This window comes from Streptomyces sp. NBC_00435, from assembly GCF_036014235.1.
Classification (GTDB): domain Bacteria; phylum Actinomycetota; class Actinomycetes; order Streptomycetales; family Streptomycetaceae; genus Streptomyces.
Genome location: NZ_CP107924.1, coordinates 1263482 through 1281609, shown reverse-complemented (window position 1 = coordinate 1281609; position 18128 = coordinate 1263482). Strand labels below are relative to the sequence as shown.

General features: G+C 72.7%; 17 protein-coding genes. 3 read left to right on the top strand and 14 right to left on the bottom strand.

Going from position 1 to position 18128, the window contains the following annotated elements:
* Positions 1-39 precede the first annotated feature (39 nt).
* The 6 genes from OG389_RS05765 to OG389_RS05740 form a co-directional block, all read right to left on the bottom strand.
* Entirely contained in the window at positions 40-1095 is a 1056-nt protein-coding gene (locus OG389_RS05765) for an LLM class flavin-dependent oxidoreductase (protein WP_328297379.1), read from the bottom strand.
* Complete coding sequence (locus OG389_RS05760; RefSeq protein WP_328297378.1) at positions 1092-1829, bottom strand: GNAT family N-acetyltransferase; 738 nt, start codon at positions 1827-1829, stop codon at positions 1092-1094. Before OG389_RS05760 ends, OG389_RS05765 begins: the two co-directional genes overlap by 4 nt.
* 54 nt (positions 1830-1883) lie before the next feature.
* Complete coding sequence (locus OG389_RS05755; protein ID WP_328297377.1) at positions 1884-2900, bottom strand: transporter substrate-binding domain-containing protein; 1017 nt, start codon at positions 2898-2900, stop codon at positions 1884-1886.
* 102 nt (positions 2901-3002) lie between these two features.
* Positions 3003-3803, bottom strand: a complete 801-nt coding sequence (locus OG389_RS05750) for an amino acid ABC transporter ATP-binding protein (RefSeq protein WP_328297376.1) — start codon at positions 3801-3803, stop codon at positions 3003-3005.
* On the bottom strand, positions 3800-4762 hold the full coding sequence (locus tag OG389_RS05745) for an amino acid ABC transporter permease (RefSeq protein ID WP_328297375.1): 963 nt from the start codon (positions 4760-4762) through the stop codon (positions 3800-3802). The genes OG389_RS05750 and OG389_RS05745 overlap by 4 nt, the downstream gene beginning before the upstream one ends.
* Positions 4763-5016: 254 nt before the next feature.
* A complete protein-coding gene (locus OG389_RS05740) occupies positions 5017-6048 on the bottom strand; it encodes an amino acid ABC transporter permease (protein ID WP_328297374.1) in 1032 nt (343 codons plus the stop codon).
* Positions 6049-6711: 663 nt separating this feature from the next.
* Between OG389_RS05740 and OG389_RS05735 the strand changes: the two genes are divergently transcribed.
* The 3 genes from OG389_RS05735 to OG389_RS05725 all read left to right on the top strand — a co-directional run bounded on the left by OG389_RS05735 (position 6712) and on the right by OG389_RS05725 (position 9402).
* Positions 6712-7521 (top strand): LLM class flavin-dependent oxidoreductase, encoded by an 810-nt coding sequence (locus tag OG389_RS05735; protein ID WP_328297373.1) that lies wholly within the window; start codon positions 6712-6714, stop codon positions 7519-7521.
* Positions 7522-7657: 136 nt separating this feature from the next.
* Entirely contained in the window at positions 7658-8617 is a 960-nt protein-coding gene (locus tag OG389_RS05730) for an ABC transporter substrate-binding protein (protein ID WP_328297372.1), read from the top strand.
* 32 nt (positions 8618-8649) lie between these two features.
* On the top strand, positions 8650-9402 hold the full coding sequence (locus OG389_RS05725; protein WP_328303540.1) for an amino acid ABC transporter ATP-binding protein: 753 nt from the start codon (positions 8650-8652) through the stop codon (positions 9400-9402).
* A gap of 391 nt (positions 9403-9793) precedes the next feature.
* Here OG389_RS05725 and OG389_RS05720 read toward each other — a convergent pair whose 3' ends face one another.
* The 8 genes from OG389_RS05720 to OG389_RS05685 all read right to left on the bottom strand — a co-directional run bounded on the left by OG389_RS05720 (position 9794) and on the right by OG389_RS05685 (position 18126).
* Positions 9794-10312 carry a flavin reductase family protein gene (locus OG389_RS05720; protein WP_328297371.1) on the bottom strand — a complete coding sequence of 173 codons (519 nt, stop codon included), beginning with the start codon at positions 10310-10312 and terminating at the stop codon, positions 9794-9796.
* 92 nt (positions 10313-10404) lie between these two features.
* Positions 10405-11232, bottom strand: a complete 828-nt coding sequence (locus OG389_RS05715) for an alpha/beta hydrolase (RefSeq protein WP_328297370.1) — start codon at positions 11230-11232, stop codon at positions 10405-10407.
* A 1-nt stretch (position 11233) separates the two neighbouring features.
* On the bottom strand, positions 11234-12310 hold the full coding sequence (locus OG389_RS05710; RefSeq protein WP_328297369.1) for an LLM class flavin-dependent oxidoreductase: 1077 nt from the start codon (positions 12308-12310) through the stop codon (positions 11234-11236).
* Positions 12307-14064, bottom strand: a complete 1758-nt coding sequence (locus OG389_RS05705) for an FAD-dependent oxidoreductase (protein WP_328297368.1) — start codon at positions 14062-14064, stop codon at positions 12307-12309. The genes OG389_RS05710 and OG389_RS05705 overlap by 4 nt, the downstream gene beginning before the upstream one ends.
* 10 nt (positions 14065-14074) lie before the next feature.
* Positions 14075-15415 (bottom strand): NtaA/DmoA family FMN-dependent monooxygenase, encoded by a 1341-nt coding sequence (locus tag OG389_RS05700; RefSeq protein WP_328297367.1) that lies wholly within the window; start codon positions 15413-15415, stop codon positions 14075-14077.
* Positions 15416-15462: 47 nt separating this feature from the next.
* Positions 15463-16275 carry an ABC transporter ATP-binding protein gene (locus OG389_RS05695; RefSeq protein ID WP_328297366.1) on the bottom strand — a complete coding sequence of 271 codons (813 nt, stop codon included), beginning with the start codon at positions 16273-16275 and terminating at the stop codon, positions 15463-15465.
* Positions 16276-16333: 58 nt separating this feature from the next.
* Positions 16334-17233: an ABC transporter ATP-binding protein gene (locus OG389_RS05690; RefSeq protein ID WP_328297365.1), complete on the bottom strand. Its 900-nt coding sequence runs from the start codon at positions 17231-17233 to the stop codon at positions 16334-16336.
* Positions 17230-18126 carry an ABC transporter permease gene (locus tag OG389_RS05685; RefSeq protein ID WP_328297364.1) on the bottom strand — a complete coding sequence of 299 codons (897 nt, stop codon included), beginning with the start codon at positions 18124-18126 and terminating at the stop codon, positions 17230-17232. The genes OG389_RS05690 and OG389_RS05685 overlap by 4 nt, the downstream gene beginning before the upstream one ends.
* Positions 18127-18128: the final 2 nt, after the last annotated feature.

The following is an 18128-nucleotide window of genomic DNA, read 5'->3' as shown; positions in this document are numbered from 1 at the left end:
CCCTTTCGTCGCTGGGGTCCGTGCGGGGGGCCGGGTTCCTCACCGGTCGGCCGGAGCGGGGAAGACGGGATCCGGGACGGAGCGGCGCAGTACCGGTGCGACCTGCGACTGGAACAGCTCGAGGGAAGCCCGGTGGTCGGCGTCGGTGAGCCCGCCGGGCTCGGCCTGGAGGTGCAGGACCGTGTGGCCGAACTCCTCGTGGTAGCGGTGCACCTTCTCGATCACCTGCTGCGGGCTGCCGATCAGGGCCGAACTCCGCTCGACGAAATCCTCCAGGGTCGGGAAGACCGGCTCCAGTCCCTGCGCCTCGTGGAGGGCGAGGTAGCGCCCGAACGCCGGCCGGTACGCGGCCACCGCCCCCTGCGAGGTGGGCGCGGTGTGGAAGCCCGCCGTGCCCGCTCCCACGACCGCGTGCGCCGGATCGTGCCCGTAGTGCTCCCAGCGTTCGCGGTAGTGGCGGATCAGCTCGGCGTACGGACCGATCGGGTGGGTCACGTTCGCCGAGAAGAGCGGGTCGCCGTAGCGCGCCGCCAGATCGACGGACTCCCGGCTCGTGGCACTCCCGTGCCAGACCCGCAGATCGCGCTGGTACGGCCGGGGCAGCACCTCGGCGCCGGCCAGCGCGGGCCGGAAGCGCGGCCGCGCCGTCACCTTCTCCTCCCGCCAGATCCGCCGGAAGAGCTCGTATCCCTCGGAGTTGCGCTCCCACTGGTCCTCGGGGCTCACGTCGAACAGCTCGCGCTGGGCCGTACCGTTCCCCTTGCCGATCATCAGCTCCAGCCGGCCGTCGCTCAGGTGGTCGAGCGTCGCGTAGTCCTCGTACGCCCGCACCGGGTCGAGCAGGCTCAGGGTGGTCACGGCCGTGTACAGCCGGATGCGGCGGGTCAGGGCGGCGATGTGGCCGAGCACCACGGGCGGCGAGGACGACAGGAACGGCCGCTCGTGGCGCTCGCCCACGCCGAAACCGTCGAAGCCGAGCTCCTCCGCCAGCAGCGCGGCCGAGACGACCTGCCGGAACCGCTCGCGCGTGGGCGTCGGGACCCCCGTCGCCGGGTCCGTGGTGTCCGTGATCAGGGTGATGGCCAGGAACTTCACGACCGGCCCCCCTCGTTGGCGCCCGGCGCCCGCAGGGCCATGAAGGAAGGCCTGCGGCGCACGGTGAAGCCGATCGACTCGTAGAGCCGGACCGCACGCGTGTTGCTCGCGGCCGTGTGCAGGAACGGCACGTCCCCCCGCTCCCGGATGCCCGCGGCCACGGCCCGCACCAGCAGGGTGGCAAGGCCGCCGCCGCGGTGGTCGGGATGGGTGCACACCGCGCTGATCTCCGTCCAGCCGGGTGGGCGAAGCCGCTCCCCGGCCATCGCCACCAGCCGGCCCCCGCGCCGGATGCCGAGGTAGGTGCCCAGTTCGACGGTGCGCGGCAGGAACGGGCCCGGCCTCGTCAGCGCGATCAGGTCCAGCATCTCCGGCACGTCGGCCGGTCCGAGACGCACCGCACCGGGAGCGGGTTCGGCGCGCAGCGAGGTGTCGACCAGCTGGACCCCCTCGATCGAGCCGGCGCTCTCCCAGCCGTCGGGCGGGGTCAGCACCCCGGCGAGGGAGACGACCCCACCCGGGCCGGTCAGGGAGCGCAGCGCCTCCCAGGACCGCGGGTCCGCCGGATCGGCGATCGCGGAGAACGGTGCGACGTCCGGTGCGTAGCGGGCGGCGTACGGGGCGGCCCGGCCGCCGGCCCGCTCGGCGAAGGCCGCGTGCGCGCCGGACAGCGAGGCCCAGGCCGGGTTGTCGAGGACGTGCGGGGTCACCGGGGTGGGGGTGACGGTAGTCATGGGGGCGGAACCATCCTTCCGTGGGGCGGCCCGGGCCGGGGACGGCCCGCGGACTCAGGAGTTGGTGGTGGGCAGCCCGGGCGGGTTGACCTCCGAGGTGGTCACGGCCTCGTTGGCGAGGTTCCAGGTGGTGAGGAGCTGCGCGTACTGGCCGTTCTTGACCAGGTGGTTGATGGCCTGCGCCACGGGCTCGGCCAGCCCGCTGTCCTTCTTCGCCGTCGCGGCGATCAGCCCCTGGAGGGTCTCACCGGCACCGGAGAACGAACCGGCGTTCCGCGTCGGGGCGTTGCCGCTCGCCGTCTGGGTGATGTGGTACGAGACCGAGGGGTTCGGGCCGAAGTTCAGGTCGATCTTCTTGCCGCTCAGCGCCAGGTAGACGCTGTTGGCGTCCGGGAAGTACTTGACCGTGATGTCCTTGCCCTCGGACTGGAGCTTCTTCTGCCACTCCAGGAGGATCTTCTCCTGGTTGGTGCCCTTGCTGACCGCCACCGTCCGGCCCGCGAGGTTGCGGTAGTCGCCGCCGAAGCTCCAGGTGTTCTCCTTCAGCGCCTCGAAGGCCAGGTTGTCCTGCCGGTAGGACGCGAAGTCGTACTTCTTCTTGCGCTCCTCGGTGACCGTGACGTTGGAGAAGGCCACGTCGACCTTGCCGCTGTCGATGCCGACGAAGAGGTTCTCCCAAGTGGAGTTCTTCACCACGGGCTTGAGCCCCAGGGTCGCGGCGACGAGGCGGCCGAGGTCGGGCTCCGCGCCCGTGAGGGTCTTCTGGTCGGTGCCGACGTAGGCGAGGGGCGGGAATCCGGCGGGCAGGGCGCCGACCCCGATGACCAGCTCGCCGCGTTCGCGTACGGCCTTGGGGAGCTGCGCGCGCAGGGATTCGACGACCGGGACGGACAGCTCCGCCTGCTGGGCGGCCCCGTTGGCGACGGCGCCGACGGTCACCTTGTCCGACGCGGTGCCGGTGGCCTTCGCGTCGCCGCCGCAGGCGGTGAGCCCGCCGGCGAGGGTGACGGCGGCGGTCGCCGCGCCGAGGCCGCGGACGAGTCTGTTGCGCAGGGTGGACTGGCGCTGCATGGGGTTCCTTTTCGAAGTGCTTTCGAGAGCTTCGGGCGTTCGGGTCTACGGGTCTACGGGTCTTCGGGTGAAGAGGGCGGGCGAGGGGATCCGTCCGGGAGTTCAGAGCACCTTGCTGAGGAACTCCCGGGTCCGCGGGTGCGCGGGATGGTCCAGCACCTGACCGGGCGGGCCCTGTTCGACGATGCGGCCCTCGTGGAGGAAGACGACCTCGTCGGCCACCTCGCGGGCGAAGCCGATCTCGTGGGTCACGATCACGAGGGTGGTGCCCCCGGTGGCCAGGTCCTTGATGACGGACAGCACCTCGCCGACCAGTTCGGGGTCGAGTGCGGAGGTCGGTTCGTCGAAGAGGATGACCCCCGGCCGCAGGGCCAGCGCCCGGGCGATGGCCACCCGCTGCTGCTGCCCTCCGGACAGCTGCCGCGGGTAGGCGCCGGTGCGGTCCCCGAGCCCGACGCGCTGCAGCAGCTCGCGCGCCAGCGCCTGCGCCTGCGGCCGGGGCAGCCTGCCGGTGGCGACCGGGGCGGCGGCGACGTTGTCCAGCACCGTCAGGTGCGGGAAGAGGTTGAAGTTCTGGAAGACGAAGCCGATCCGGCCGCGCTGGGCGAGGATCGCCCGTTCCCCCAGTTCCTTGAGCCGGCCCCCGTGCCGCTGGACGCCGATCAGCTCGCCGCCGACGCTGACGTGGCCGGACTCGGGCTTCTCCAGGTGGTTGAGCACCCGCAGCAGGGTGGACTTGCCGGAGCCGGAGCGGCCCAGGATCACGGTGACCGTGCCGGGAGCGACGGTCAGGCTCACTCCGGCGAGGACCGCCCGGCCGCCGTACCACTTGTGCACGCCGTGCACCTCGATGGCGGCGGGCGGTGCGGCCGCGGTGCGGACGGCGTCGGTCGTCCCGGTCATCGGGCCGTCTCCTTCCGGAAGCGGATCCGCAGGTCGCGCAGGCCCGCCCCGGCCCGCTGGAGGGGAGTGGACGGGACCGTGCGCAGCGCCCCGCGGGCGTAGTACCGCTCGACGTAGAACTGCACGACGGAGACCAGGCTGGTGAGGAGCACGTACCAGACGGTCGCCACCAGCAGCAGCGGCACCACGTCACCGGGATAGGTGCTGCCCAGGCTCTGCACCGAGCCGAACAGGTCGAGCAGCGACACGTAGAAGACCAGCGAGGTGGCCTTGAGCAGGCCGATCAGCTGGTTGACGTACGAGGGGACGATCGAGCGGAGCGCCTGGGGGAAGACGATCCGGGCGAACTGGTAGCGCCGTGGCAGGCCCAGGGCCGCGGCCGCCTCGTGCTGCCCCTGGTCCACCGAGAGCACGCCGGCCCGGACGATCTCGGCGGCGTACGCCGCCTCGCTCAGGCTCAGGCCGACCACCGCGACGACGATGTCCGTGGCGAGCCGCGACTCGTCGAAGGTGAAGAAGGCGGGCCCGAACGGCACTCCGACGCTGAGGGTGGGATAGAGGGCGCTGAGGTTGTAGAGGAAGAGCAGGACGACGATCAGCGGCACGGAGCGGAAGAGCCAGATGTACGTCCAGCTCGCCGACCGCAGTACCGCGTTCCCCGAGAGCCGGCCGAGGGCGAGCAGGACACCGCCGGCCAGGCCGAGGACCGCGCTGTACGCGGTCACCTGGAGGGTGATGAGCAGCCCGTCCAGGACGACCGGGCGGACGAACCAGTACGCGAAGCGGTCCCATTGGTAGAAGGGATTGGTGATCAGCCCGTGGGCGGCCTGGGAGGCCAGCACCAGTACGACGGTGCCGGCGACCCATCGCCCGGGCCGGCGGAGCGGGAGGACCCGCTCGGCCGGCCCGGGCGGCCCGGAGGGTCCGACGGGCGTGGGGAGGAGCAGCGATTCGGTCAAGGACACTCCAGCGGCTTCGAATAGGCGCGGAATCGAAAGCAGCCGTCATGCCGGACAGGAGAGGCCGCCGATATCTGTTGTCTGCGGCGTAAGCTAGGCAGCCTCGAGAATGGGTGTCAACGGCCTGGATATCGGGACGCACGGAATCGTGTTCCGATTTCATCCGCCGTACATACAACGCCTCCTGGTGAAATGAAACGGTCGTCGGAGAGGTCCGGACGAGACGGCCCGGGAGAGCCCGGGACGGACGGGCCCTAGCGGCCGCCGGGCGCGGTCGCCGCGCGCAGCCGGGCGCGCAGGCCGGCCAGCCGGATGCGCAGCAGCCGCAGCGGCGTGGGCGGCAGGCCCCGTGACGTACCGCGCGCGTAGTACCGCTCGACGTAGTACTGGCCCGCGCCCAGCACCGTGGTGACGGCGATGTACCAGAGGGTGGCCACCATCAGCAGCGGGATGACCTGGTAGTTCTGGTTGTAGACCAGCTGTACCGAGTACAGCAGGTCGTGCACGGCCAGCACGCTGACGATGCTGGTGCCCTTGAGCGTGCCGATCAGCATGTTCCCGGCGGTCGGCACGATCGAGCGCATCGCCTGGGGGACCACGATGCGGCGCAGGGTGCGGCGCCTGCTCAGACCGAGCGCCTGCGCGGCCTCCGTCTGGCCGGGGTCCACGGAGAGGATGCCGCCGCGCACCACCTCGGCGGCGTAGGCGCTCTCGTGCAGGGTCAGGCCGATGACGGCGGTCAGGGTCGGCCCCAGCAGGTTCACGGTCTTGACGCTGAAGAGCTCGGGTCCGTAGGGGATGCCGAGGCCGAGCGTCGGGTACAGGGCGCCGATGTTGAACCAGAACAGCAGTTGGACCAGCAGCGGCGTGGACCGGAAGATCCACACGTAGCCCCAGCTCAGCGTCCGCAGGACGGGGTTGTCCGACAGCCGCATCACCGCCAGCACGGTACCGAGCAGGAAGCCGAGCACCATCACCACGGCGGTCAGCCACAGGGTCAGCAGCAGCCCGTCGAGCACGGCGGCGGTCGTGAAGTACTGGCCCACCACGCTCCATTGGAAGGCGTCATTGCGTACGACCGAACCCAGCACCATCGCGAAGAGCAGCAGCGCGGCGGCCGCCGACAGCTGACGCCCGGGGCGCCGGCGCGGCACGATCGGCGGCAGCCCGGCACCGGTACCGGTGCCGGCGGGCGCTCTCGGATGCTTCGCGGCAGGGCCGGTCTCCACAGTGGGGACGGGGGCAGGGGTGGGGGTGGGGGCGGACACGTCGGAAGGGGTGGCCATGGGGAGGCTCTCCGGGGAGGGAAGGGATCGCGGGCGGGGGCGACGGCCCGGCAGACGCGGTGCTGTCGGACATCGGTACTCGTGCGGTCACTCGCGTCATCACGCCTTCCGCGTCCCTCAACGCGGCCGGAGAGGCTTCCGCACAAGGCGGAGCCGGTCCCCGGCGATCGTATGCGGCTACGCCACGGCCGTGTCAACCGTGCGGGGCCCGGCCGGCCGGAGCGCGTCCGGCATCCGGGCCGTTGCTTGACGAAGAGCGTCACGTACTGCTCAAGTAGGCGTATGAATGCCCATCAGCGCCTGGTTTCGCGCGACTACATCGACTTCGGTCGGGTGTGGTCCGCGGCCTGTTGCGCCTGACGCGGCAGCGGGCTGTCTGACCGGCCCTTCCCTCCCTCGGTGACCCCGTCGCGGGCCGAGCTCTCCCTTCGCACCACCGTTCCGCGCGGGCCGTCGCCCGCGCGGGGTCGCGTTGCCGCGAGCCCGGACGTGCGCTGCCGCCACCCCGATCCTTCCGAAGTCCCGCGTCGTCACGCCAGCACCGACAGAACCGCCTGCGCCACTCCGTAAGCATTTCTCTGCCGAATTCACATGGACCGCTGTGCGAGGGGTGGTTCACCCTGCCCGCACGCGATTCGCCGCGCCCTCCGAAAGGCCATCCCCATGCCCGTGGAATTCCTCGGCATAGCCGCCACCAACGACGGCTCCGAAACCACCGCACGTTCCGGCGCCGCCTTCGACAAGGAGTACACGCTCCGGCTTGCCCGGGCGCACGAGGACCACGGCTGGGACCGGGTGCTGTTCGCCTACGGCGCCGGATCCCCGGACCCCGCGCCCGCGGCCGCGGCGTACGCCGCCGGTGGCGCGGAGGCCGACATCTACTGCCTGTGGGGCGAACCGCTGGAGGAGACCGCCCAGCAGATCGAGGCCGTGAAGGCCGCCGCACAGGCCGCGGGGCGTACGGACGTACCGCGCATCCAGGTCGCCTTCCGCCCGATCATCGCCCCGACCGAGGAACTGGCCTGGGAGAAGGCCCACCGCACGGTCGGCGCCATCAAGCAGCACAGGCAGGCGGGCCTCGCACGGCGCCACCAGGGCGGGGTGCTGGAGGCCCCGGCGCCCCAGAACACCGGATCGCAGCGCCTGATCGCCATCGCCGCCGCGGGGGACCGCTACGACCGGGCGCTGTGGACCCCGACCGCCGCCGCCACCGGGGGCGCGGGCAACTCCAACGCCCTGGTCGGTACCCCGGAGACGGTCGCCCAGGCACTGCTGGACTACCACGACCTCGGCGTCGACATCCTCTCCGCCCGCGGCTACGACCTGCTCGGCGACGCCATCGACTTCGGCCGGTACGTGATCCCGCTCGTCCGGGAGGAGGTGGCGAAGCGGGACGTCGTGCGGGGCGCCGCGGTGGTCGCCGCGAACGGGGCGGGCTCGCCCCGCCAGTCCCTCGCGGCAGTGCGCGGGTGACCTCCACCGCGTGCCCCGTGCGCCGCACACTCCGCCCGGGCACCCTCGGTACCCGCATGCCCCGTCCGGGCGTCCTCCGTACCCGCACCCTCCGCACCGCCCTCACCGCACCTCGCCACGGAAAGGCCTCCCCACTGTGAACCTCCCCGGTCCCGGGCTCCGCACCCGCCTGCGCACGGCCGCGGCCCTCGCCCTCCTGCCCCTGGCGGCGCTGACGGCCTGCGGCTCCGGCGGCGGCACCCCGGTGGTGGCAGGGGCCCAGGCCTCGCCCGCGCCGGCCGACGACCCCGTCGCCGGAGTACGGGCAGTGGACTCGATCGCCGCGCTGCTCCCCGCCGCCGTCCGCAAGGCGGGCACCCTGCGGGTCGGCGGCTCCGTCGGATCCCCGCCGTCGGCGTACTACCCGAACGGGCAGGACAAGCCGCCCGCCGGCCAGGACATCGACATCGCGGAGGCGGTGGCCAAGGTCCTCGGCGTGAAGCTGGAGCGGCAGGACGCCTCGTTCGAGACGATCCTCCCCGCCCTCGGCAGCGGAAAGTACGACTTCGGCACGGGCAACTTCGGCGTCACCGCCGAACGCCTGAAGACCATCGACTTCGTCACCTACATCAACGACGGCCAGGGCTTCGGGGTCAGGACCGGCAACACCACCCTGACCACGCAGGTCTCCGACCTCACCCAGTTGTGCGGACTGACCATCGGGACGGGGGCGGGCACGACGTTCGAGAAGACCCTCACCGCGCAGAAGGACGTGTGCGCCGCGGCGGGCAAGAAGCCGTACGAGGTGAAGGTCTTCTCCGAGACCGGGGCCGTCACCACCGCCCTCCAGCAGGGCCGCATCGACGTCGTCATGTCGACGATCAACGGGCTGCGCCACCAGGCGGCGCAGCCCGCCGCGCAGACCACCTTCCTCGGCGAGTACCACCGCCTCGACGTCGGCTTCGCCTTCAAGAAGGGCTCCCCGCTGACCCCCGCCTTCCAGGCCGCCGTCAACGAGCTGATCAAGGACGGCACGTACGCCCGGATCCTGAAGAAGTGGGGCACCAACGCCTCCGCGATCGACGCGTCGCGGATCAACCCGGCTGAACACACGTGAGCGGGGCCGTGGGCGGGGCCGCGGCCTCGGTGATGGTCGATGTCCACGCCGTCCACAAGAGCTTCGGCCCCCTGGAGGTCCTGCGCGGCGTCGACCTGAAGGTCCGTGCCGGCGAAGTCACGGTGATCCTGGGTCCTTCGGGCTCGGGGAAGTCCACGCTCCTGCGCACCATCAACCACTTGGAGAAGGTCGACCGGGGCTGGATCCGCGTCGACGGGGAGCTCATCGGCTACCGCGGTGCACGTGGCAAGCTCTACGAACTCAAGGAGAAGGAGGTCCTCGAGCAGCGCACGCGCATCGGGTTCGTCTTCCAGAACTTCAACCTCTTCCCGCACCTCACCGTGCTGGACAACCTGATCGAGGCCCCGGTCTCCGCGCTGCGCCGCCCGAAGGAGGAGGCGCGGGCGGCGGCCCGGCGGCTGCTGGAGCGCGTAGGCCTCTCCGACAAGGCCGATGCCTACCCGCGGCAGTTGTCCGGCGGGCAGCAGCAACGCGTGGCCATCGCCCGGGCACTCGCCCTCGAGCCCAAGGTGCTGCTGTTCGACGAGCCGACCTCGGCGCTCGATCCGGAACTGGTCGGTGAGGTCCTGGACGTCATCAAGGACCTGGCGCGCGCCGGAACCACCATGGTCGTCGTGACCCACGAGATCGGCTTCGCCCGGGAGGTCGCCGACACTGTCGTGTTCATGGACGACGGCGTCGTCGTGGAGCAGGGCCCGCCCGGTGCCGTCCTGGACACCCCGCGCCACACCCGCACGCGCGCCTTCCTCGCCAAGGTGCTCTGACCACCAGGCTCCTCGACGGTGGCCCCGCTCCACAACGGCTCGGGGATTGCGGACAGGTTCTCCCGGGTCGAACTCGGGGGAGGGCTCGGTCGTCGAACCGTGCGGTGGGGCGCCGACGGCTCCCTCACCCGCCTGCAGGCCGTCGACGGAGGGTCGGGTGGACAGACGGTCAGGATCTGCGCCTGCCCAGACGGGCGGACGGGGCACGGCCACGGGGATCAACGCGCGGGGGTTCGTACAGCGAGCCGACCGCGATCAACGACCGCGGTACGGTGACGCCGCCGCCTTGCCCGCCTTCCGCCGCCGAACCTGACTGCCGGGACCGCCTGTGTGCGGTCCCGGCAGTCAGTCAGTCAGTCTGGCAGTCAGTCAGTCAGGCAGACGACTCAGGTCACGAGGAGGGCAGCCGGTGGGCCGCGGCGAAGGCACCGTCGTGGTGGACCAGCGCGGTGGCCTCCTCCTCGACCGCGCCGGACTCCACCTCGCCGACCACCAGGAGGTGGTCGCCGATGCGCTGGCGCAGGGTGATGCGGGCCGTCAGCCAGGCGGGGACATCCGCCAGGAGCGGGAGCCCGTCGGCGTTCCGCGTCCAGCGGACCCCCTCGAAGCGGTCGACGCCGCTGCGCGCGAACTGCCCTGCCAGGGCGGTGTTCCCGGCGCCGAGCAGGTGGACGGCGAACCGGTCCGCGCGGTGCACGGCGCCCGCGGTGGAGGCGCCGAGGCCCAGGTAGAAGGCCACCAGGGGCGGCCGCAGCGACACCGAGGTGAACGAGGTGGCGGTGAACCCGGCGGGCCCGGGGACGGTGATCACCGTGACGCCGGCCGCGTGCCGGCGCAGGGTGTGGCGCAGTATCTCGGCGGCCGCGGGAGCCGCGGAGGGCTGGGTGACGGGGTCGGTGGAGATGGTCATGCCGGTTCCCTTCGGCTGGTGGAGTACGGTGCGGCGCACAGCCGCGGGCGGGGGAGCGGGTCGGGTACGGGCCTGGGCGGGCGACGGGCCGGTCACCACGCGCTCGACTCGACCACGACCTGCGGGACCAGTCCGCCCCGCACGGTCTCCAGGAACGTGACGACCTCCGCCGCCACGGAGCGGTGCTGCACGTCGTTGAGCACGTCGTGGTGGGCGCCGCGGACCAGCGAAAGCCGGGCGCGGGGCAGCGACTTGGCGATCCGGGCGAGACCCTCGTGGTCCGCGAGCGGATCGGCGTCCCCGACGAGCAGCAGGGTCGGAGCGGCGACGGTGCCCTCGTACGCGGCGTCGAGCAGCGAGTCCGGCACCGGTTCCCCCAGCGAACCCCGCCGGACTTCGGCGTCGTCGCTCAGTACGCCCCGGTGCGTGGGGCAGGAGGTGCGTACGTCGAGTTCGGCGTCCCAGGTGTCCACGGAGCTGGTGGCGGACCCCGGCAGCCCCGCGAGGACGACCCCGTCCGGCTCCAGGTCCTGCGCCTCCTCCCGGGCGAGGAGCGCCGCCACGGCGGCGGCGCCGAGGTCGGCACCCACCAGTACCAGTGGCCGCACCACGCCGTCGCCGTCGGCGGTTCCCGCCACGGCCTGCGCGAGGCGGGCGCCGAACGCGTCCGGCGAACCGGCCGGGTCCCCGGCACCGGCCCGCGGTGGGTCGACGACCCGCACCCGGTAGGCGTCGGCGGCGAGCCGCCTGCCGAACCGCGCGTACGTGGCCCGGGTCTCCCCCCGGCCGGGCACCACGACGACGGTGCCGCGCGTGAGGAGGCCTTCGGGGGCGTAGTGGTCGGTGTGACCGGCCTTCTCGGTCTCCCCGAAGTTGTCGGTGCTCTCGGCGTGGCCGGGGGAAACGGTGTGCTGGGTCATCTCATGCTCCTGCGGGCGTGGTGTCGGGTGTGGTGCCGGGCAGGGTGCCGGGCGTGCTGTCGTGCGGGGTGCCGGTCACGGGCTTCCACCCCAGGGCTGGTGCCACCTCTGTGGCGATGAGCTCCAGGGCACGCAGAGCCGCGTCGTGGTCCGGAACGGCCGGGTTGAACTGGGTGATCAGGTCGGTCGCCACGGGCAGCACCTTCTCCCGCCGCAGGGCCGCGACGATCTCGTCGGGGTGGCCGTGGAACGAGTGGAAGCGCCGCAGCGCCTCCTCGGTGTCGAGCCCCTTCGGGAACGCGCCGCTCTCGGCCATGCGCAGCGCCGCCCGGTGGACGTCGTCGCCGATCTGCCGCAGCGCCGTCCGTTTGTCCCTGGCCGGGAACACGAACCGGGACAGGCCGATCCTGGGGCGGCGCGGCCGGTCCCAGGCGTCGAGGTAGGCGTCCACCCAGGGGCGTTGCACTTCGTCCGTGGGTGCGTCGAACCCGTACGCCGCCCGGTTGATCAGCAGGTTGGAGCCGGCGGCCGCGGCGTGCCGGGCGCCGTCGCCGCTGAAGACGCCCTGCCAGATCCGGTCTTCGAAGTCACCGGCGGCCGGCTGGATCCGGAAGCCGGGCGTACGCACCTCCTCGTTCGCCAGCGCGCTGCGCAGCACCCTGAGGTTCTCGCTGGTCAGCTCGCGCCTGCGGGCGGGGTCCTGGCCGAAGGCCGCGTACTCCACCGCACCGGAGCCGCTGCCGACGCCGATCTCGACCCGGCCGCCGCTGAGCACGTCGACGGTGGACACGTCCTCGGCGAGGCGGACGGGATCCTCCAGCGGGAGGACCGTGACGGCGGTGCCGAGGCGGATCCGGCGGGTCCGTGCCGCGGCGTGGGCGAGGAAGGTCCACGGCGAGGACAGGCCGCCCCCGCCGAGCGGGACGTGGTGCTGGGCGACCCAGCCCACGTCGAAGCCGAGTTCGTCGGCGGCGACGAAGAGCTCCTGGGCATTGCGGTACGTCCGGCCCGGGTCGTCGCCGCGGCCCAGGACATGTGTGAGGAAGCCGAGTCTGAAGCGTGGCGTCTCGGTGGTCACGGGCGGCTGCCTTCCGCTGTGCGGGCCCCGCCCGCGGCGACGAGGCCGGACGCGGCGGCCGGGTGGGCGCCGCGGCCCAGCACGTGGTCCAGGACGGCGGCGGCGCCGCCGTCCCCGAGCGCCGTGCCGCGCCAGGCGACGTGCTGGTCGGGGCGTACGAGGACGTGGCCGGTGCCGTAGACGGCGCGGGCCCCGGGATCGGTCAGGTGGATCACGGTCAGGGGCAGCCCCCGCGCCGCGGCCTGCGCGGTGAAGGCGTGCTCCACATCGCGGTCCTCGGCGAGGACGAGCAGGGCGAAGGAGTCGCCGATGCGGTCGTGGAGCGTGCCGCCGTACGGGTCGACGCGGCCGTCCGGTGCGCGGTGGCCCGGCCGGGGGTCGTCCTCGTAGAGGTCCGCGCGCCAGCGAGGTTCGGAGGCGAGCTGGTCCGGTTCGTACCAGATCACGGAGGAGCTGTCGTAGCGCTCGTCGAAGGTGACCCCCGCCGCGTCGAGGTGCTCCCGCCGCAGCCGTTCGCCGATCTCCACCCGGCGCCGGACGGCCTCGTGCCCGTGGTCCGCGTCGTCCGGGATGCCGTCCCGGCGGATCTCGGCCAGGGCCGTCTGGGAGCGCCGCGACCGCTCCAGCGCGTGGTCCGCGACGCGCCAGTTGTGCGGGCGCCGCTCCTCGTCGTAGGAGTCGAGGAGCGCGTCGGGGGCGAGTCCGTCGAGCACCGCGGCCAGCTTCCAGCCCAGGTTGGCCACGTCCCCGAAGCCCTCGCCGAGATTGCCGCCCGGTGTGCGCACGTGGGCGGCGTCACCCGCGAGCAGGATCCGGCCGCGACGGAAGGTCCCGGCGATCCGGGTCGCGTGGTAAAAGGTGGTGGCCGAGACGAGTTCCAGGTCCAGGTCGAACCCGAAGGCGGCCCTGCCGACCTCCAGCAGCTCCTCCGCGCCCGGCTCGTGGTCCAGCGGGTACGGGCCGGCGTACACCCGCCATTCGCGGGTGCTCACGGCGGCCAGGAAACCGGACGCCTTCTGGTTGACGACGATGTTGGTGCCGCTGGGCGCCGCCCCGACCCGGTCGGAGATGTCGCCGGTGCGCACGATCAGGCGCAGCCGCTTCTCGGTGGCGTGCTCGCCCTCGCGGTCGATGCCGGCCAGCCGCCGGGTGGTGCTGGAACCGCCGTCGGCGCCCAGCACGTACGCCGCGCGGACGGTGCGCACCTCGCCCGAGTCGACGTCGGCGACCTGGGCGAGGACCCCGGCCGCGGCCTCGTCCAGGCTGCGCAGCTCCCAGCCGCCGGCCACGCTCACGCCGCGGTCCCGGAGGCGGTCGAGGAAGACCTGCTGGAGCACCGTCTGGGGCCGCCGCAGCGCCTCCTGCGACCCGTACCGGGCGTCGCCGCCCGCGGTGAACGACGGGCGGGGCACGGGCACGAGTTCGTGGCCGGCGAGCGAGGTGACGAGCCTGATGCCCCGGTTCCACTCCGGGGGGTAGGTCCAGCCGTCGCGGATGTTGCGGAGCAGCCCCCAGCGGCGGAAGTGCTCCACCACGCGCGGGGTGTGGCCCATGGCGCCGGCCCGTACCAGGGTCGCGGTGCGGGCGCGGTCGACGACGGCCACCCGGACGCCGCGGGCGGTGAGTTCGACGGCGGCGGACAGGCCCACGGGGCCCGCGCCGACGATCAGCACGTCGACCGCGGCCGGTGGAGTCGCGATCGGGAAGCGGACGGTGTGGACGTCGCGCCCACCCGTCACCGGAAGTTCGGTCATGCCCCTGTCCTCAGCCGTTCAGGAGCTGGGGCGCGCGGCTGTGGCGGTTGGCCGGGACCGGCAGGCCGAGGTTGCCGCGCAGGGTGTCGGCCGTGTACTCGGTGCGGAACAGGCCGCGCTTCTGCAGCAGCGGGACGACGCCGTCCACGAAGAGTTCGAGGTCGTCGCTGGTGCGGAAGGCGAGGTTGATGCCGTCGAAGGTGCCGGCCTCGAACCACTTCTCGATGGTGTCGGCGACGGTGTCCGGCGCTCCGACGAAGGGCGAACGGTGGAACTCGTTCACGAGCTCCCCTACTTGACGGAGCGTGAGGTTCTCGGCGCGGGCCCGCTCGATGAGCTTGGCGGCGCCCGTCCGGCCCCCCTTCTCGGCGAGGTGCGCGACATCGGGGAAGGGCGCGTCCAGGTCGTGCACGCTGAAGTCGTACGCGCCGAAGGCGCGGCCGAGCAGGGCCAGGTTGCGGCCGAAGTCGTTGTCCTCCTCGAAGATCTCCCGCTCGCGGCGCCGGGCCGCCTCGTCGGTGGCGCCGACGACCGGCCCGCCGTGGATGAAGATCTTGATGTGCTGGGGGTCGCGGCCGTACGCCGCGGTGCGCGCCTTGATGTCGGCGTAGTACGCCTGCGCCTGCTCCAGGGAGCCGCCGGGCGCGTAGATGCCCTCGGCCACCTGGGCGGCGAGGTCGCGGCCCTCCTCGGAGACCCCGGCCTGGAAGATCACCGGCTGGCCCTGCGGGGAGCGGGAGAGGTTGAGCGGTCCCGCGACGTCGAAGTGCTCGCCGCGGTGCTCCAGTGCGTGCAGCTTCGAGGGATCGAGGAAGATGCCCCGCTCCGGGTCGGCCGGGAACGCGTCGTCCTCGTAGGAGTCCCACAGGCCGCGGGCGACCTTGACGAACTCCAGGGCGCGGCCGTAACGGGTGGTGTAGTCGAGGTGTTCCTCGAGCCCGAAGTTCTTCGAGGTACCGGTGTCGAAGCTGGTCACGACGTTCCAGCCGGCGCGGCCCCCGCTGATGTGGTCGAGGGAGGCGAACCGGCGGGCGAGGTTGAACGGCGAGTTGTAGGTGGAGCTCGCCGTGCCGACCAGCCCGATGCGCCGGGTGTGGGTGGCGACCGCCGACAGCAGGGTCAGCGGCTCGAGGCGGTTGAGGTAGTGCGCCGGGTAGGTGGCGTTGATGAACTGGCTGTCGACGATGAACAGGGCGTCGAACAGAGCGTGTTCGGCTGCCTGGGCCTGCTTGATGTAGTAGTTGATGTCGATGCTGGAGTTCTTCGCGACGCGCGGGTCCTTCCACAGGCCGTGCTGGCCGGGGCCGCCGACGCCGTAGGGGTGCAGGGCGAGGTGGATCGTGCGGGACATCGTGGTTCCTGTCTGTAGTGGGCCCGGTCGTGGACTCGGTCGTGAACTCAGGTGTGCAGGAGGGTGTGTAGGGCTTCGCGTTCGGCCCGGTCCGCCGGCGCGGAGCGCAGGGTGGGCGCGGAGCCGAGGAGCAGGCGCGTGTAGGGGTGCCGGGGGGCGGTGACGAGGTCACGGGTGGCGCCGTCCTCGACGAGCTCGCCCCGGTAGAGGACCGCGACGCGGTCGGCGGTCCCGGCGACCGAGCCGAGGTCGTGGGAGATGAACACGAGCGCCACCCCGGCGGCGCGCAGTTCCTTCAGGATCTCCAGGACCTGGACCCGGTTGGCGGAGTCCAGGGCGCTGACCGGCTCGTCGAGGATGACCAGTTGCGGGTCGGTGACCAGGGCGCGGGCCACCGCCACGCGCTGGCGCTGGCCGCCGGACAGCTCTCCGGGCAGCCGGCCGAGCAGCTCCTCGGAGAGGTGGACGCGGGCGAGGAACGAGCGGACCCGCGTCGCGGCCTCCCCGGGTGCGACGCCCCGTACGAGCAGCGGCTCGGCCAGGGACTCCGCGACGGTGAGGTCCGGGTCGAGGCTGCGCAGCGGGTCCTGGAAGACGTACTGGACGATGCCGCGGCGGCGCAGGCTCCGCCACTGGCGGTGGTCGTGGCCGCTCACCTCCTCGCCGGCGATGCGGATCGAGCCCGCCGAGGGGCGCACCAGTCCCAGGACGGCGCGTGCGAGGGTGGACTTGCCCGAGCCGGTCTCGCCGATGATGCCGAGGGTCTCGCCCGGGGCGACGCTCAGCGACACCCCGGCCAGGGCGCGCTGGCGCCGGCGGCGCGGACCGTAGTGCACCTCGAGGCCGGTCACCTCGAGCACCGGCTCCCCCGGCCCGGCTCCGGGGGCCCGGGCGCGGGTACGGGTACGGGTACGGAGGTCATGACGCCTCCTGGGGTACGAGGAACCTGTCGAGCCCGTACAGTTCGTGCTCGGCGATGAGCAGCCGGGTGTACTCGTGCCGCGGCTGGTGGAGCACCGTGCGCGTCGGGCCCTGCTCCACGACGTGGCCCTGGCGCATCACCAGGACCTCGTCGCACAGTTGGGCGACGACCGCCAGGTCGTGGGAGACGACCACGAGGGCCAGCCCGGCGCTCTCGCGCAGGTCGGCGAGGAGGTCGAGGATCTCGGCCTGGACGGTGACGTCGAGTGCGGTCGTGGCCTCGTCGGCGATGAGGATCCGCGGGTCGGCGCAGATCGCCGCGGCGATGAGGACCCGCTGGAGCATGCCGCCGGAGAGCTCGTAGGTGTACTGGCCGTAGACCAGTTCCGGATCGCGCAGGTGCACCGCCCGCAGGAGTTCGACGGTCCGCCGGTGCGCCTCCCGCCGCTTCAGCCCCTTCTTGACCCGCAGCACCTCGGCGATCTGCGGGCCCACGCGGATCGAGGGATTCAGGTAGGAGGCGGGGTCCTGGAAGACCGCGCTGATCGTGGCTCCGCGCAGGGCGGTCCACTGGCGGGGTGTCAGGGCGGCGATGTCCGTGCCGGCGATCTCCACCGAGCCGGCGGTGACCTCGAAGTGCGGGGGCAGGATGCCGAGCGCGGCCCGGCAGGTCAGGGTCTTTCCGCTGCCGGACTCGCCGACGATGCCTACCGTCCGGCCGGGGACGAGGTCGAAGCTCACCCCGTGGACGATCTCGCGCCCGGTCACGTGATCGGTGATGTGCACATCGCGCACCGAGAGCACCGGTGGGGTCGTGGGGCCGCCCGGAGCGGCCGGCTCACCGCGGGGGCTGTCCGGGAGGGCCCCGGGGACGGTTTCGTGGGACAGCGTCTTCATCGCGTGCCTCCGGCGGGGACGGGGTCGGGGTCGGAGTTCTTGAGCCGGTTGGCGCGGGCCCTGCGGCTGTTGGTCAGGGCGTGGCCCGCCTCACCGGAGACGTCGCGGATCGTGTCGGCGAGCAGGTTGGCGGCCCAGACGGTGACCATGATCAGCAGGGCGGGCGCGAGGGGGGCCCACGGCTGGTGGCTGAGGTAGCCCAGGTCCGAGGCGAGCAGACCGCCCCAGGTGGGCGCCGGGGGCTGGATGCCGATGCCCAGGAAGGTGAGGCTGGAGACGATGATGAAACCGACCCCGGTCGTCTGGGCTAGCGCCACCGCGATCGGGGGGAGCACCTTGGCCCAGACGTGCCTGCGCACGACCCAGCCGATCGAGGCGCCGGAGATGAGCGCGGCCTCCACGTACTGCGAGCGGGCCACGGCGAGGGTGGCGGCGCGCGCCACCCGGTAGAAGAGGGGCGAGACCAGGGTGCCGGTGACGAGCATGGCCTGGGTGAGTCCGTTGCCGAGCAGGGCGATCACGGCGACGGCGAACAGCAGGAACGGCAGCGCGACGAGCGTGTCGGCCAGCCGGAGGGTGAGCCACTCGAAGCCCCGCCCGAGGTGGACGGACAGGATCCCGGGGACCGCGCCGACGGCCAGCGCCGTCAGGGCGACTTCGAGGGAACCGAGCACACTGACGCGCGAGCCGTCCAGCAGACGACTCAGCACGTCCCGGCCGAGGTAGTCCGTGCCCAGCCAGTGCGCACCCGAGGTGGAGGCGAGCGGGTGCGGGCCGGTGGCCAGCGGATCCTGCGGAGCGAGCAGCGGGCCGAGGAGCGCGAGCAGCACGATCAGGGTGAGGATGGCGACGGCGGTCCGTCCGGACGTGAGCGCGAGAACGCGGCGCACCATGG

Excerpts from the sequence above, each read along its gene's own strand:
- OG389_RS05715 (WP_328297370.1), bottom strand. The coding sequence starts at position 11,232 with ATGACCCAGCACACCGTTTCCCCCGGCCACGCCGAGAGCACCGACAAC.
- OG389_RS05690 (WP_328297365.1), bottom strand. The coding sequence starts at position 17,233 with ATGAAGACGCTGTCCCACGAAACCGTCCCCGGGGCCCTCCCGGACAGC.
- OG389_RS05755 (WP_328297377.1), bottom strand. The coding sequence starts at position 2,900 with ATGCAGCGCCAGTCCACCCTGCGCAACAGACTCGTCCGCGGCCTCGGC.
- OG389_RS05740 (WP_328297374.1), bottom strand. The coding sequence starts at position 6,048 with ATGGCCACCCCTTCCGACGTGTCCGCCCCCACCCCCACCCCTGCCCCC.
- OG389_RS05750 (WP_328297376.1), bottom strand. The coding sequence starts at position 3,803 with ATGACCGGGACGACCGACGCCGTCCGCACCGCGGCCGCACCGCCCGCC.
- OG389_RS05700 (WP_328297367.1), bottom strand. The coding sequence starts at position 15,415 with ATGTCCCGCACGATCCACCTCGCCCTGCACCCCTACGGCGTCGGCGGC.
- OG389_RS05720 (WP_328297371.1), bottom strand. The coding sequence starts at position 10,312 with ATGACCATCTCCACCGACCCCGTCACCCAGCCCTCCGCGGCTCCCGCG.
- OG389_RS05705 (WP_328297368.1), bottom strand. The coding sequence starts at position 14,064 with ATGACCGAACTTCCGGTGACGGGTGGGCGCGACGTCCACACCGTCCGC.
- OG389_RS05760 (WP_328297378.1), bottom strand. The coding sequence starts at position 1,829 with ATGACTACCGTCACCCCCACCCCGGTGACCCCGCACGTCCTCGACAAC.
- OG389_RS05735 (WP_328297373.1), top strand. The coding sequence starts at position 6,712 with ATGCCCGTGGAATTCCTCGGCATAGCCGCCACCAACGACGGCTCCGAA.
- OG389_RS05685 (WP_328297364.1), bottom strand. The coding sequence starts at position 18,126 with ATGGTGCGCCGCGTTCTCGCGCTCACGTCCGGACGGACCGCCGTCGCC.
- OG389_RS05725 (WP_328303540.1), top strand. The coding sequence starts at position 8,650 with ATGGTCGATGTCCACGCCGTCCACAAGAGCTTCGGCCCCCTGGAGGTC.